Below are 14,472 nucleotides of genomic sequence, written 5' to 3' on the forward strand. Positions count from 1 at the left end.
AAGGTCGATGCCGCTTTGGCGACGCCTCCTGCAAACCCCGCGCTAGAGCGCAAAGTGGCAGGTGCGCTGCACAAGTCAAGCCGACGCCAACGAAACACGAAAACGGAATACCCAGCCGGCAGACCCACATCTGCCGGCGGATCGAAGCGAGTCTCTTGTGCTGATGTTGCTGATTCATATGGTGCTGCACTGGCTAAAGCCGGTGGCCGCAGCCATTGAATTCACCCTGGAGCGCGTCGCAACCCACGCGCCCCCTGCCGTCCCCCAGACGGCGCGCAAGCATCACATCGGGCTCGCGCCCATCCATGCGCCCCCACCCCGGCTGACGAGCTAGCGCTCGGGCGGCCGCTGCGCGCATCTTGCGCGCCTTGGCCGCCTCCATGCATCCGGAGTCAAGCGGCAATCCCGTCGTTTCGCGAGCGATCGTCCGTGCATCGTTGCCCGTCATGGGCATGTAGAGCGATAGACAAAAGGACAACGCATCATGAAGCGGATGCTGATCAATGCCACGCAGGCCGAAGAACGCCGCCTGGCCATCGTCGACGGACAGAAGCTCCTCGACTACGAAATCGAAATCGAAGGGCGCGAACAGCGCAAGGGCAACATCTACAAGGCCGTCGTCACCCGCGTCGAGCCTTCGCTGGAAGCCTGCTTCGTCGACTACGGCGAAGACCGCCACGGCTTCCTGCCGTTCAAGGAAATCTCCAAGCAGTACTTCGCAGAAGGCGTGTCGGCCAGTTCGGCGCGCATCAACGAAGCCATCCGGGAAGGCCAGGAACTGGTCGTCCAGGTGGAAAAGGAAGAACGCGGCAACAAGGGCGCGGCCCTCACCACCTTCATCTCGCTGGCCGGCCGCTACGTCGTGCTGATGCCCAACAACCCGCGCGGCGGTGGCGTGAGCCGCCGCATCGAGGGTGACGACCGGGCCGAGCTGAAAGAGGCCATGGACCAGCTCGAGTACCCCAAGGGCATGAGCATCATCGCGCGCACCGCCGGCATCGGCCGCACTGCGCCCGAACTGCAATGGGACCTGAACTACCTCCTCAAGCTGTGGGGCGCCATCGACGGCGCCGCCAAGGGCGGCAAGGGCGCCTTCCTGATCTACCAGGAATCCAGCCTGGTCATTCGCGCGATCCGTGACTATTTCAATCACGACATCGGCGACATCCTGATCGACACCGACGACATCTACGAGCAGGCCCAGCAGTTCATGGCGCACGTCATGCCCGAGCATGCCGCCCGCGTGAAGCGCTACCGCGACGACGCCGCCCTGTTCAGCCGCTTCCAGATCGAGCACCAGATCGAGTCGGCCTACGCCCGCACCGTGCAGCTGCCCTCGGGCGGCGCCATCGTGATCGACCACACCGAAGCCCTGGTCTCGGTGGACGTGAACTCGGCCCGCGCCATCAAGGGCGGCGACATCGAGGAAACCGCCACCCGCACCAACCTCGAGGCCGCCGATGAAGTGGCCCGCCAGATGCGCCTGCGCGATCTGGGCGGCCTGATCGTCATCGACTTCATCGACATGGACGAGTCGAAGAACCGCCGCGAAGTCGAAAGCCGCCTGCGCGACGCCCTGCGCCAGGACCGCGCCCGCGTGCAGTTCGGCTCGATCAGCAAGTTCGGCCTCATGGAAATGAGCCGCCAGCGCCTGAAGCCGGCGCTCTCCGAAGGCGCCTCCATCCCCTGCCCGCGCTGCGGCGGCTCCGGCCACATCCGCGACACCGAGTCGAGCGCGCTGCAGATCCTGCGCATCATTCAGGAAGAGTCCATGAAGGACAACACCGCCGCCGTGCACGTACAGGTGCCGGTGGAAGTGGCTTCCTTCCTGCTGAACGAGAAGCGCACGGAAATCGCCAAGATCGAGCTCAAGCAGCGCGTGAACGTGCTGATGGTGCCCAACAAGACGCTGGAAACGCCCAACTACAGGCTCGAGCGCCTGAAGCACGACGACCCGCGACTGGACCACATCGAAGCCAGCTACAAGATGGCCGACGAGATCGAGGACCCGACCTCGGTGACGCGCCGCTCGCAGGAGCCCACCAACAAGCAGACGCCGGTGATCAAGGGCGTGCTGCCCGACGCGCCGGCCCCCATCGCCACGCCCAAGCCCGAGGCGGCACAGGCCGCACCGGCTGCGCCGCGCGCACCGGTTGCCGCGCCTGCCCCCGTGGCGGCGCAGCGCCCGGTCGCCGAAGGCGGCTTCATGGGCTGGCTCAAGGGCCTGTTCGGTGGCAACGCCGCACCGGCACCCGCCCCTGCGCCGGCGCCTGCCGCTGCAGCGGCTGCGGAAGCCAAGACCGGTCGTCGCGACGGCCGCACCGGCCGTGATGGCGAAGCACGTGGTGGACGCGATGGCGAGCGCCGCGGCGGACGCGACGGCGAAGGTCGTCGCGGCGAGGGCCGTGGCGGACGCGACGGCGAGCGCCGCGGTGGTGCCGGCCGCAACGGCGAGCAGCGCCGCGAAGGCCAGGGCCGTGGTGGCGAGGCACGCGGCGACGCGCCGGTGCGCGAACCGCGCGAGCCGCGCGAACAGGCAGCCCGCGAAGTGCGCGAGCCGCGCGAGGCCCGCGAAGTGCGCGAGCCGCGTGAACCCCGCGCACCGCGCGAAGGACGCGAAGGTCGCGAAGTCCGCGAACCGCGCGAGGGTCGCGAACCGCGCGAGGGTCGCGAGCCGCGTGAAAACCGTGAAGCGCGTGAAGGCCGCGAACCACGCGAGGCCCGTGAGCCGCGCGAGCCGCGCGAGGCACGCGAGCCGCGCGAACCCCGCGAAGGCGAGCGCCGCTCTGGCCGTGGCGAGCGCCGCGAGGGCGATGCACGCAACCGCGAAGAGAACCCGGCAGTCCTGCCCGAGGGCCAACTGGCAGCCGCCGAGCAGTTCGTCGGTGAAGAAGCGCCGGTGAATGCCGAGCAGCAGCGCCCGCAGCGCAGCCGCGGCGAGCGCCGCGAGCGCGGTGAACGTGGCGAGCGCGTCGAACGCCGTTTCGACGAGCAGACCCATGCCGACCCGGCTCAGGCAGAAGCCTCGAACGCACCGGAAGCCGAAGGCGCGCAAGCCCCCGAGGCAGCGCGCGCCGAAGGCGAAGAGCGCCGTCCGCGTTCGCGTGACCGCTACGGCCGCGATCGCCGAGAGCGTGCCCCGCGCGAGGGCGGCGAGCCCCGCGCCGAAGCTGGCACCGCGGAAGAAGCGCCGCTCCAGGCCGCAGCACCGATGCAGCCGGTGCGCAGCAACATCGAGGTGGCCCCGCCTTCGCTGGAACTGCCAGCCGCCACCAGGCCGATCGAGGTTCCGGCGGCGCCCGCAGCGCCTTCGCGCGGCATGCCGAAGGTGTCCTCTTTCGACCTGCCACTGGCCGATCTGGCGCAGATCGCGGAAGGATCCGGCCTGCACTGGGTCAATTCGGACGCCGAACGCGTCGCCCAGGTCCAGGCCGCCATTGCTGCGGAACCCAAGCCGGTGCACGTACCGCGCGAGCGTCCCGCGGTGGTCCAGCTCGACGAAGGTCCGCTGATCCTGGTGGAAACGCGCCGTGATCTGGCGCAGGTGGTGCTGCCCTTCGAGGGCGGCCAACCCGGTGGCTCGGCCCACCTGAGCTGATTTTTGGCGGCACAGCCGCCTTTGCGCCTCCCCAAAGGCGACCAGGAACTGTCCTGGTCGCCTTTTTTCTTGCCGTCGGGCGCGCCGTGCTCGCCGCTCGTCGACAGCCTCGCAAGAGCTCCGGGGCCTTTTAGTTGGTGCACACACACCACATCTGCCGCACGAAAGCTGTTACGCGCGATGCAAACGAAGGGATTACACATAGACTGTCGCTTGCTGCACTGAAGCATGACGCAAAATCCGGTCCCGGCCGAATGTCACGGTCTCCCATTCGCCGTATGGCGTACCACTTTCGGGAGCGCGACAATGTCAGCAGAATGTGTTCAAATTCTTGCGAATAGTAGTAAAGCGTTACACTGCCACTCCCCACCGAAGTGGCGCCGCTACTGCACCAAATTCGAGGAATTTGCATGTTCCGACCTGATTCCAGCGCACGCGGTCGACTAGACCGGCAACTGTCCCCCGGTGGAGGGAGCAGTTCGTCGCCATATATCGCGGCCCCTGTCCTCCGCAGGCTGAGCGTGCCGGAGCGCGTGGCCAAACGCGCCATCGACATCGTGGGCGCCCTGGTGTTCTTCCTGGTCCTCGGCCCCTTCTACCTGGCCGTGGCGCTGTGCGTGCGATTGAGCATGGGCAGCCCGGTGCATTTCGGCCAGGTGCGCCTGGGCGAAGGCGGCCGGCGCTTTCGCTTCTTCAAGTTCCGCTCCATGGTGCGCGACTCGGACACCGTCCTGGACCAGTTCCTCAGCAAGAACGACATGGCCCGCACCGAGTGGGACACCTTCCAGAAGCTGGAAAAAGACCCGCGTATCACCCCCATCGGCCACTGGATCCGCAAGCTCAGCCTGGATGAGCTGCCCCAGTTCTGGAACGTGCTCAAGGGCGACATGAGCCTGGTGGGCCCGCGCCCCTGCATGGAGCGCCAGCGCACGCTCTACGGACGCGACTGGGAGCATTACTGCGCCATGCGCCCGGGCATCACCGGGCTGTGGCAGGTCAGTGGACGTAATCGTCTGCCCTACGCCAAACGGGTAGAGCTGGACGCCTACTACGTCAACAACTGGTCGCTCTGGCTGGACCTGAAGATCCTCGTCAAGACGGTGCTGGTCGTCATCACCGGAGACGGCTCGCGATGAGCGCCATCCTGCCCGTCGTCCTGTGCGGCGGCAGCGGCACCCGGCTGTGGCCCCTGTCGCGCAAGACGCTGCCCAAGCAGTTCGCACCCCTACTGGGAGACAAGAGCCTGCTGCAGCTCACGCTGGAGCGCCTGCGCCTGCTGGGGCCGGACGTGATGTGCGTGGCGGCCGAGGAACACCGCTTCCTGGTGCAGGAAGTGACGCAGGCCGCCGGGGTCGGCGGTTCGCAGGTGCTGGAGCCCTGCGCGCGCAATACGGCGGCGGCCATGGCTGCGGCGGCGCTGCTGGCCAAGCCTGATCAGTTGCTGCTGTTCGCGCCGGCCGACCATCACATTCCCGAGCCGGAAAAGCTGGCCGCCACCATTCGCAAGGGCGTGCCGGCGGCAGAGAGTGGCTGCTTCGTGACTTTCGGAGTGGTCCCTACCTTTCCGAGTTCGGGCTACGGCTACATCCGCCAGGGCGAGGTGCTCGAAGGCGAGGCCGGCCGCCAGGGCGCGAACCGGGTCGAAGCCTTTCTCGAGAAGCCATCGGCAGAGCGTGCGGCTGAAATGATCCTGGCCGGCGGCCACCTCTGGAACGCCGGCATCTTCCTGGTGCGCGCCCAGGTGCTCATCGACGAGCTCGCGCAGCACGCGCCCGACATCCTCGACAGTTGCCGGCGCGCCACCGCGCGGCCGATGCACGACGGCGACTTCATCCGCGTGGATCGCGCGGCCTTCGAGGGTTGCCGCAGCCAGAGCATCGACTACGCGGTGCTCGAGAAGTCCGGCCGCGTCGCGGTGGTGCCCTTCGAAGGCGCCTGGAGCGACGTGGGCAGCTGGAACGCGGTGGCCGACCTGCATCCCTGCGACGAGCAGAGCAACCGCATCAGCGGCAACGGCTTCACCATCGCCGCGGCCAACACCTTCATTCACGCGCCCACCCGGCCGGTGGTTGCACTGGGCACGCAGGACCTGCTCATCGTCGACACGCCCGACGCCCTGCTGGTGGCGCACCGCGACAACGCCGAGCAGGTCAAGGACGCGGTGAGCCTGCTCACCACCCGCGGCCGCAGCCAGGCCACGCACCACCGACGCGTGCCGCGGCCCTGGGGCGCCTACGACAGCGTGGACGACGGCGAGCGATTCGCCGTCAAGCGCCTCACGGTCAAGGCAGGCGCGAAGCTCGCGCTGCGAATGCACCACCACCGCGCCGAGCACTGGGTGGTGGTCCAGGGCACGGCGCAGGTGCTGCGCGACGGCGAAACCACGCTCGTGCACGAGAACCAGTCCATCTACATCTCGCCGGGCACGGTCTACCAGCTGAGCAATCCTGGCAAGACCACCGTCGAGATCATCGAAGTCCAGACCGGCGGCTACCTCGGCGACGACGACATCGTCCGCTTCGAGGAAGGCCAGGAAACCGGCACGCCCGACGACGAAACGCTACAGCGGCGGATCGCCTGAGCCGCCCCTCCCTTCTGTCACAACCACAGGCCATTGCGCTAACGTCATGAGCAATTCGCAAAAACGGATCTTCGTCGCAGGTCACCGGGGCATGGTGGGAAGTGCCATCGTGCGCAGCCTGGAGCGTCAGGGCGTGAAGTCGATCATCACCCGCACCCATGCCGAACTGGACCTGACCGACCAGGCCGAAGTGCGCGCCTTCTTCGCCAAGGAGCGGCCCGACGAGGTCTACATGGCAGCCGCGCGCGTGGGCGGCATCCATGCCAACAACACCTATCCGGCGGAGTTCATCTATTCGAACCTCATGGTGCAGAACAACGTGGTGCATGAAGCCTGGCGCGCCGGCGTGCGGCGCCTGCTGTTCCTCGGCTCCAGCTGCATCTACCCGCGCCTGGCGCCGCAGCCCATGACCGAGACCGCGCTGCTGATGGGCAAGCTGGAGCCCACCAACGAGCCCTATGCCATCGCCAAGATCGCCGGCATCAAGCTGTGCGAGAGCTACAACCGGCAGTACGGCACCGACTATCGCAGCGTGATGCCCACCAACCTCTATGGCCCGGGCGACAACTACCACCCCGAGAACAGCCACGTGGTGCCGGCCATGATCCGCCGCTTCCACGAGGCCAAGCTGGCCGATGCGCCCTTCGTCACCATCTGGGGCACGGGCCGCGCCAAGCGCGAGTTCCTGTTCGTGGACGACATGGCCGAGGCCTGCCTGCACACCATGGCCCTGCCGCACGACGTGTACGCGGCCAGCACGAATCCGATGGAAAGCCACCTCAACGTGGGCACCGGCGAAGACCTCTCCATCGGCGAGCTGGCCAGCCTGGTGGCCGAGGCCGTGGGCTACAGCGGCGGCCTGAAGTACGACACCAGCAAGCCCGACGGCACGCCGCGCAAGCTGCTGGACGTGTCGCTGTTGCACAAGCTGGGCTGGAAGGCCAGCACTCCGCTGCGCGAGGGCCTGTCACGTGCCTACGCAGATTTCCTGGCCCAGCAGGCGCGTGAGCCCGAAGCCGTTGCTGCGGCTTGAGCGCCTCCATCCCGACGGCGCGCCGCTGGGCGGGTCGGATTTCGCGCGCGCCGCTGCCTTGATGTCCCCCGAACTCGTCACCCTGATTCCACCGGGCACCGGTGGTGTGCGCGACTACGCGGAGATCATGAACCGGCACATCCCCGGCCGCATCCTCGCGCCCACCGCCGACACCCCGCTGTCGGAGTACGGCTCGGGCAGCGTGATGCTGAACTTCAGCGGTTATGGCTATCACCCGCGCGGCATTCCCAACTGGCTGGTGCAGCGGCTCACGCAACTGCGCACGCGCGGCACGCAGGTAGGCATCTTCTTCCACGAACTCTTCGCGGTGGAGCCCCCTTGGCGCTCGGCCTTCTGGCTGGGCCCGATGCAGCGCCGGATCGCCGCCGACCTGGGCAGCCTGTCCAGCTACTGGCTGACCAACTGCAACATGGCGGCGCACTGGCTGCGCGCGCATTCGGGGCCTGTGCCGCATCGCGTGCTGCCGGTGTATTCCAACGTCGGCGAGCCGGCGACGCGGCCCACGCAGCGCGCCGACAAGATCGTGGTGTTCGGCGGCCCGTCCATCCGTGCCCAGGTGTATCGCCGGCTCGACGCCGGCTTCTGGCGCTGGACAATGGAGCAGGGCCTGGCGGTGCATGACATCGGTCCGCCCATCTGCTCGAACGACTACGACCGCCTGCGCGAGTCGCAGCGCATCCATGCCCACGGCAGCCTCCCGCCCGAGCAGGTCAGCGAGCGCCTGGCGGAAGCGCGCTTCGGCCTGCTGTGCTATCCGCCGCACGTGGTCGCCAAGAGCGGCGTGTTCGCGGCCTACAGTGCGCACGGCGTGTCCACCCTGCTGTTCGCCGACGACTACCAGGCCCACGACGGCCTGGTGCCCGACCACCACTACGCCGCGGGCTACGCCGGCGTATCGGCCGGCCGGCTCGACCCAGACCGCGTCGGCACGGCCGCCTTCCAGTGGTACCAGCCCCACCGCGTCGACGCCCATGCCCAGGCTTTCCGCGACCTGATGCGGGCATCGCCATGAGATCATCGGCCATGATGCCCGGCGCCGCCGCCCTTGCCCGTCCCGCTTCCTCGTCCAGCGCAACCAGCGCGCGCATGAGCCTGACCGGACGCCTGTTCATCTCGGTGATGCTCATCATCATCTTCGAGGGTGCCGTGCGCAAATGGGTGGCGGAGTCGAGCACACTGCCCCTCATCCTGCTGCGCGACGTGCTGGCGAGCTACATGGTGGTGCGCGCCATCACCCGCGGCCACTTCCGCCGCCTGCCGCAGCTGGCCACGATCATGGGCGCCTGGTCGGCCTGCGTGCTGGGCTGGGGCCTGCTGCAGCTCACGCTGGGCGAAAGCACCTTCGCCGTGCTGCTGATCGGCCTGCGCTTCTGGCTGCTGTATTTCTGGTTCGGCCTGGCGGCCGCGGTGGGAATGAGCGAGCGCGACTACATCGTCTCGCTGCGCGTGCTGCTCGCCACGCTGGTGCTGATGGCGCCGCTGGCCGTGCTTCAGCACCAGTCGCCGCCCGGGGCCTTCATCAACCAGTCACTGGACGCCGACGAGGGTTCGGTGTTCGTGGTGATCGCCGGCGTGGTACGCACCACCGGCACCTTCAGCTTCACCTCTGGCTTCACCATCTTCCTGGCCACCTGCGCACCTTTTGCGCTGGGCGCGTTCGAGGCGCGCAAGCGCAAGTTCAGCCATCGCTTCATCGCGCTGGCCTTCCTGGGCGCACTCGCGGCCTGCGCGCTGGTGAGCGGCGCGCGGGCCTCGATCATCTACACCGGCGGCATGTTCGCCATCTTCCTGCTGGGCAACCTGGTGTTCGCTCCCATGCGGCGCAAGGGCCTGGCCCTCATTGCCGCCGTGGTCGCCGTGCTGGCGGTGGTGGCCCTGGTCTACCTCTTCCAGGGCGCGGTGGAAGCCACGCAGCAACGCTTCCAGGTGGCCGCGGAAAGCGAAGACCTGGTCGAGCGCATCTCCTCCATCTTCCTGGGCGAGCGCGGCGTTCTGGACCGCTTCACCTGGCTGGGCGCGGGCATCGGCATCGGCTCCAACCTGGCGCAGTACGTGCAGTTCAGCGGGCGCACGGTGTTCCTCTATTCCGAATCGGAAGCAGGCCGCACCTTGATCGAAGGCGGACTGGTCGGCGCCCTCTTCGTGCTGGTCAAGCTGGCGGTGGTGGTGGGCGGCATCGGCATCGCGCTCAAGCGCTCGCTGCAGACGAAAGCGGTGTTTCCCATCCTGGTGTGGATCGCGATCTCGCTGGCGCTGATCACCTGGCCTGTGATCGGCCAGCTCACCGCCAACGGCATGTTCGGCGTGCTGCTGGCCCTGGGTTTCCTGAGCCTGCGCTACCCGACGCTGCGGCTGTTTGGATGAGGCTCGCATGAGGTTCCTGCACGTCATCGCCTCGGTGGACGCCGCCGGCGGCGGACCGATCGAGGGTGCGACCCAACTGCAGCGCGCACTGGCAGTCCAGGGGCACACGGGCGAGTTCGCATCGCTGGACGATCCGGCGGCAGCCTGCGTGGGCGAATTCGACACGGCGCCGCTTCATGCACTCGGCCCGGCACGCGGCCGCTTCGGCTACAGCCCCGCCTTCGTGCCCTGGCTGCAGGCCAACGCGGGCCGCTTCGACGCCGTGATCGTCAACGGCCTGTGGCAGTACATCGGCCTGGGTACGCGACAGGCGCTGGCCGGCACCGGCACGCCCTACTACGTGTTTCCGCACGGCATGCTCGACCCCTGGTTCAAGCGGCGCTATCCGCTCAAGCACCTGAAGAAATGGGCCTATTGGCCCTGGGCCGAGTACCGCGTGCTGCGCGACGCGCGGCGCGTGCTCTTCACCTGCGAGGAAGAACGCCTGCTGGCGCGCCAGAGCTTCTGGCTGTACAGCGCCAGGGAAGCCATCGTCTCCTTCGGCACGGCGCCGCCGGCCGATGACCCGGCGGTGTCGAAGGACGCCTTCTTCAGCGCCTTTCCGGATCTGCGCGGCAAGCGCACGCTGCTCTTCCTGGGCCGCATCCATTCCAAGAAGGGATGCGACCTGCTGGTCGAGGCCTTCGCCAAGGTCTGCGCGAACCGGCCCGAGGTGCACCTGGTCATGGCCGGGCCCGACCAGACTCACTGGCAGCCCACGCTGGAACAGATGGCACGGCGCCTGGGCGTGGCGGACCGCATCTGCTGGGCCGGCATGCTGACGGGCGCGGCCAAGTGGGGCGCTTTCCGCAGCGCCGACGCCTTCTGCCTGCCTTCGCACCAGGAGAACTTCGGCATCGCGGTGGTGGAAGCCATGGCCTGCGAATGCCCGGTGCTGGTCAGCGACAAGGTGAACATCTGGCGCGAGATCGAGTCGGCACAAGCCGGCCTGGTGGCGGCCGACACCCTGGAAGGCACGGTGAGTCTCCTGGAGCGCTGGCTGGCCATGCCCGCGCCGCAGTGGCAGCAGATGCGCGAGGCCGCCCGCGCGTGCTTCGACGCGCATTTCCGCATGGACCAGGTTGCCCGCACGCTGACGGGCATCGTGCAGGATTCCCGGACCACGCCAATGTCTCCCTTGCAGAAGCAGGGGGCCCATGTCTGATTCGCAGCGACAGGCCCTCGTTCCTCCCGGTGCGAAGCCTGCGCACCACGACACCGACCACACAGGCGCGGCGCAGCTGCCGGGCCATCGCATGAAGCTTCTCCTCTACGGCATCAACTTCGCGCCGGAGATGACGGGCATCGGCAAGTACACCGGCGAGATGGCGCAGTGGCTGGCGGCCCAGGGCCACGAGGTGCGCGTGATCACCGCGCCGCCCTACTACCCCGCATGGGCGGTGTGGCCCGGCTACAGCGCTCGGCGATTCCGGCGCGAGATCTGGCATGGCGTGGAAGTGACGCGCACGCCGCTGTGGGTGCCGGCCAGGCCCTCGGGCCTGCGGCGCCTGGTGCACCTGGGCAGCTTCGCGCTCGCCAGCCTGCCGGCCCTCGCCGGCCAGTGGCGCTGGCGGCCCGACGTGGTGTGGGTGGTGGCGCCCGCCTTCGCCTGCACGCCCGGCGCGCTGGCGCTGGCCCGGCTGTCGGGCGCACGCGCCTGGCTGCACATCCAGGACTACGAGGTCGATGCCGCCTTCGAACTGGGCCTGCTCAAGGGCGAGCGGCTGCGCGCATGGGTCAGCGCGGCGGAGCGCTGGGTGCTGCGCCGCTTCGACCGCGTGTCCACCATCTCCCAGCGCATGCTCGAGCGCGCCCGCGACAAGGGCGTGGCGCCGGATCGGCTGGTCTCGCTTCCCAACTGGGTCGACGTGTCGGCCGTCAGGCCGCTCGCCGGCGCCAGCAGCTACCGCGCACAACTGGGCATTGCCGACGATGCGGTGGTGGCGCTCTACTCGGGCAACATGGGCGCCAAGCAGGGCCTGGAGGTGCTGTCGGGCCTGGCGAGAAAGCTGCAGCACCGCGGCGACATCCAGTTCGTCTACTGCGGGCAAGGTGCAGGACGCGATGCGCTGCTGCGAGATTGCCAGGGCTTGGCCAACGTGCACTTCCTCGATCTGCAGCCGGTCGAGCGCCTGCCCGAACTGCTGGGCCTGGCCGACATCCACCTGCTGCCCCAGCGAGCCGATGCCGCCGACCTGGTCATGCCCTCCAAGCTCACCGGCATGCTCAGCAGCGGCCGGCCGGTGGTGGCCGGCTCGCGGCCGGACACCGAACTGGGCCAGGTCGTGGCCCAGTGCGGCAGGCTGGCCGTGCCCGACGACGCCGATTCCTTTGCGGCGGCGATCGAGGATCTCGCCAGCCAGCCCGCGCTGCGCCAGGAACTGGGCCGCCGTGCGCGCGACTGGGCCGAGCAGAACCTGGCGCGCGATTCCGTGCTGCGCCAGTTCGAGCTCGCCCTGCACGACTGCATCGCCCAGGCCCGCCGCTAGGCCCTCCAGGCGCCTTCGAAAAGACGAAGGGCGCGCACCCGTCGGTGCGCGCCCTTCTCGAGGATCTGCCGGCCCTTACTGGTTTTCCGGCAGGATGCTCTCGTAACTGTAGTCGGCGTGCCGATAGCGGCCGTAGCGGTAGCTGCCGATATTGCGGCGCTTGTTGTCCACGCCGTTGAGCAGCACGCCCGCGGCGGTCTTGCCGCCCAGCGACAGCCGGCGCATGGATTCCTTGAGCTCGCCCATGGTCGACAGTTCGGCCCGCGCCACCAGCAGCACGGTGCCGGCATGCGTGGCGATCGACGAGGTGTCCGAGGCCACCAGCACCGGCGGCGTGTCGATCACCACGAAGTCGTACTGCTCCGACAGCTTCTGCATCATGCTGGTGAAGGACTCGGAGGTCAGCAGTTCGGCCGGGTTCGGCGGCAGTTGGCCGGTGGCCAGGAAGTCGAGGTTGGGCACCACCTGGCGGTGCACCGTCTGCTGGATCGTGAGGCTGCCAGCGATCAGTTCCGACAAGCCGCCGTGGCGCTGCAAGCCCAGGTACTGGTGCAGGTGGCCTCGCCGCAGGTCGGCATCGATCATCAGCGTCTTCTTGCCCGAGGCGGCCAGCAGCGCTGCGAAGTTGGCGGTGACGAAGCTCTTGCCCACGCCCGGCGTGGCGCCGGTGATGAGCACGCGGTTGCTCGGCGCTTCCAGCATGGCGAACTGCATCGCGGTGCGAAGACTGCGCAGGCTTTCCACGGTCGGGTCGTCCGCATGCTCGATGGCCAGCAGCCGCACCCCGGTGGGACCGGTCAGGCGGCGCTGGGCGATGCCTGCCTGCTGGTTGCTGGTCGGGATGGTGGAGAACACGGCCATGCCGGTCTGCGCCTCGACCTCGAAGGGATCCTTGATGCGCTGCTCGACCAGCATGTTGCGGATCAGCGCAGCCACCACGCCCAGGAACACGCCCAGCGCCAGCGCTGCCGCGACGATGGTCTTGCGCTGCGGCTTGATCGGCAGTTGCGGCTCGACGGCGGCGTCCAGCACGCGCACGTTGCCGACCTTGCCTTCCTTCACCAGGCGAAGCTGCATGGCGTTGTTCAACAGCGACTGGTACAGCTCGGTGTTGACCTTGACGTCGCGCTCCATGCGCACGGCTTCCTGCTGTGTTTCAGGCAGCGCCTTGATGCGGCTCTGCACCTCGCCCAGGTTGCCCCGCAGGGCGGCAATCTGCGAATCCAGCGTCTGCACCATCGGATGGGCCGGGGTGAAGCGCGCTTCCAGCTCCTTGCGTTTTTGCTGCAGTTCCAGCAGCTTGGTCTGGCGGTCCACCGCCTGGCCAAGTGCGATCGTGGCTTCCTCGGTAAAGGACACCGTGCCCTTCTGGTTGCGGTAGCGGTTGTAGACCTCTTCGGACTGCTCCAGCTGGCGCTTGAACGCAGGCAGTTGCACGTCCAGGAAAGCAAGCGACTTCTGTGCCTCGGCCGCGCGGCGCTCGACGTTCTGGCGCACGTACTGGTCGCCGATCGCATTGAGCACACGCACCAGTTGCACCGGATTGCCGCTTTGCAGGCCGACATTGATGATGCCCGACTGCTTGCCCATCTCCACCAGCGACATGCCGCCCTGCACGGCAGAGATGGTCGCCTGGCGCGACAGTCGCGTGACGTAGAACTCGGCCCCCGGCTTGCCAGCCAGGGCGTCGACCAGCAACTCGATCCGCCCGTCCGGCGTGTCGGCCTTGAGCGGCACGCCGACCTGGCCCTTGAGTGGCTCGGCCAGGCGCGGGCTGCTCAGCGTGTAACGGCCGTCGGCTTCCGCGGTGACCAAGAACTGCACTGTCTCCAGGCGCTGGGGCACTTCGAAGCGCGACACCGAGATGCGCTCGCTGCCCGTCACGTAGCCCGGCATGCCGAGGAAGCCGGGATCGGACAGCCCGCTGGCGCGGCGTGCCAGCCATTCGCCCACGTAGGGCGCATAGCGCGGCGCTGCCTCGATGTTCAGGTGGGAGGCATCCACCGCCTCGCCGATCACGGTGCGCGAGCGGATGATCTCCATCTCGGCAGCCGCCGGCGTCTTCAGATCGAACAGCGTGCTGGCCGCACCCAGGACGTTTTTGGATGCGCCTTCGGAGTCCTCCACCTGCACGACCAGGTTGGCCGCGTAGATGGGTCTCTGCAGCAGTGCGTAGACCACGCCCAGCACCGTGACCAGCACGGCAATCCCGACGATCAGCCAGCGGTTGACGATCAGGGCTTCCAGGTAGCGGCCCAGGTCCACGTCCCCCTCGGCGGCCGGGTCGACCGCCGCCACCGGCGCCGTGGCCGGACCGAATCCCGAATAAGGCAGTTTGGAATTCATG

9 protein-coding genes are annotated in these 14,472 nt (G+C 68.2%); 8 read left to right on the plus strand and 1 reads right to left on the minus strand.

Annotated features, from left to right (window positions below):
- Nucleotides 1-484: 484 nt before the first annotated feature.
- The 8 genes from BM345_RS04805 (at nucleotide 485) to BM345_RS04840 (ending at nucleotide 12,125) form a co-directional block, all read left to right on the plus strand.
- Complete coding sequence (locus tag BM345_RS04805; protein ID WP_093376070.1) at nucleotides 485-3,598, plus strand: Rne/Rng family ribonuclease; 3,114 nt, start codon at nucleotides 485-487, stop codon at nucleotides 3,596-3,598.
- A 533-nt stretch (nucleotides 3,599-4,131) separates the two neighbouring features.
- A complete protein-coding gene (locus BM345_RS04810; protein ID WP_254789529.1) occupies nucleotides 4,132-4,734 on the plus strand; it encodes a sugar transferase in 603 nt (200 codons plus the stop codon).
- Nucleotides 4,731-6,179, plus strand: coding sequence for a mannose-1-phosphate guanylyltransferase/mannose-6-phosphate isomerase (locus BM345_RS04815; protein WP_093376074.1), 1,449 nt, complete (start codon nucleotides 4,731-4,733; stop codon nucleotides 6,177-6,179). Before BM345_RS04810 ends, BM345_RS04815 begins: the two co-directional genes overlap by 4 nt.
- A 46-nt stretch (nucleotides 6,180-6,225) precedes the next feature.
- Nucleotides 6,226-7,212 (plus strand): GDP-L-fucose synthase, encoded by a 987-nt coding sequence (locus tag BM345_RS04820; RefSeq protein WP_093376076.1) that lies wholly within the window; start codon nucleotides 6,226-6,228, stop codon nucleotides 7,210-7,212.
- Nucleotides 7,184-8,245: a hypothetical protein gene (locus tag BM345_RS04825; protein WP_139237461.1), complete on the plus strand. Its 1,062-nt coding sequence runs from the start codon at nucleotides 7,184-7,186 to the stop codon at nucleotides 8,243-8,245. The genes BM345_RS04820 and BM345_RS04825 overlap by 29 nt, the downstream gene beginning before the upstream one ends.
- A complete protein-coding gene (locus BM345_RS04830; protein ID WP_139237462.1) occupies nucleotides 8,242-9,597 on the plus strand; it encodes a hypothetical protein in 1,356 nt (451 codons plus the stop codon). Before BM345_RS04825 ends, BM345_RS04830 begins: the two co-directional genes overlap by 4 nt.
- Nucleotides 9,598-9,604: 7 nt before the next feature.
- Entirely contained in the window at nucleotides 9,605-10,801 is a 1,197-nt protein-coding gene (locus tag BM345_RS04835; protein WP_093376082.1) for a glycosyltransferase, read from the plus strand.
- Entirely contained in the window at nucleotides 10,794-12,125 is a 1,332-nt protein-coding gene (locus BM345_RS04840) for a glycosyltransferase WbuB (RefSeq protein WP_368086473.1), read from the plus strand. The genes BM345_RS04835 and BM345_RS04840 overlap by 8 nt, the downstream gene beginning before the upstream one ends.
- 75 nt (nucleotides 12,126-12,200) lie before the next feature.
- Here BM345_RS04840 and BM345_RS04845 read toward each other — a convergent pair whose 3' ends face one another.
- Nucleotides 12,201-14,471, minus strand: coding sequence for a polysaccharide biosynthesis tyrosine autokinase (locus BM345_RS04845; RefSeq protein WP_093376085.1), 2,271 nt, complete (start codon nucleotides 14,469-14,471; stop codon nucleotides 12,201-12,203).
- Nucleotide 14,472: the final 1 nt, after the last annotated feature.

It is taken from the genome of Variovorax sp. OV329 (genome assembly GCF_900114785.1).
Classification (GTDB): domain Bacteria; phylum Pseudomonadota; class Gammaproteobacteria; order Burkholderiales; family Burkholderiaceae_C; genus Variovorax.

What these genes read in the sequence shown, in the direction of transcription:
- BM345_RS04830 (WP_139237462.1), top strand. Translation starts at nt 8,242, where the DNA reads ATGAGATCATCGGCCATGATGCCCGGCGCCGCCGCCCTTGCCCGTCCC.
- BM345_RS04805 (WP_093376070.1), top strand. Translation starts at nt 485, where the DNA reads ATGAAGCGGATGCTGATCAATGCCACGCAGGCCGAAGAACGCCGCCTG.
- BM345_RS04815 (WP_093376074.1), top strand. Translation starts at nt 4,731, where the DNA reads ATGAGCGCCATCCTGCCCGTCGTCCTGTGCGGCGGCAGCGGCACCCGG.
- BM345_RS04840 (WP_368086473.1), top strand. Translation starts at nt 10,794, where the DNA reads ATGTCTGATTCGCAGCGACAGGCCCTCGTTCCTCCCGGTGCGAAGCCT.
- BM345_RS04820 (WP_093376076.1), top strand. Translation starts at nt 6,226, where the DNA reads ATGAGCAATTCGCAAAAACGGATCTTCGTCGCAGGTCACCGGGGCATG.
- BM345_RS04835 (WP_093376082.1), top strand. Translation starts at nt 9,605, where the DNA reads ATGAGGTTCCTGCACGTCATCGCCTCGGTGGACGCCGCCGGCGGCGGA.
- BM345_RS04845 (WP_093376085.1), bottom strand. Translation starts at nt 14,471, where the DNA reads ATGAATTCCAAACTGCCTTATTCGGGATTCGGTCCGGCCACGGCGCCG.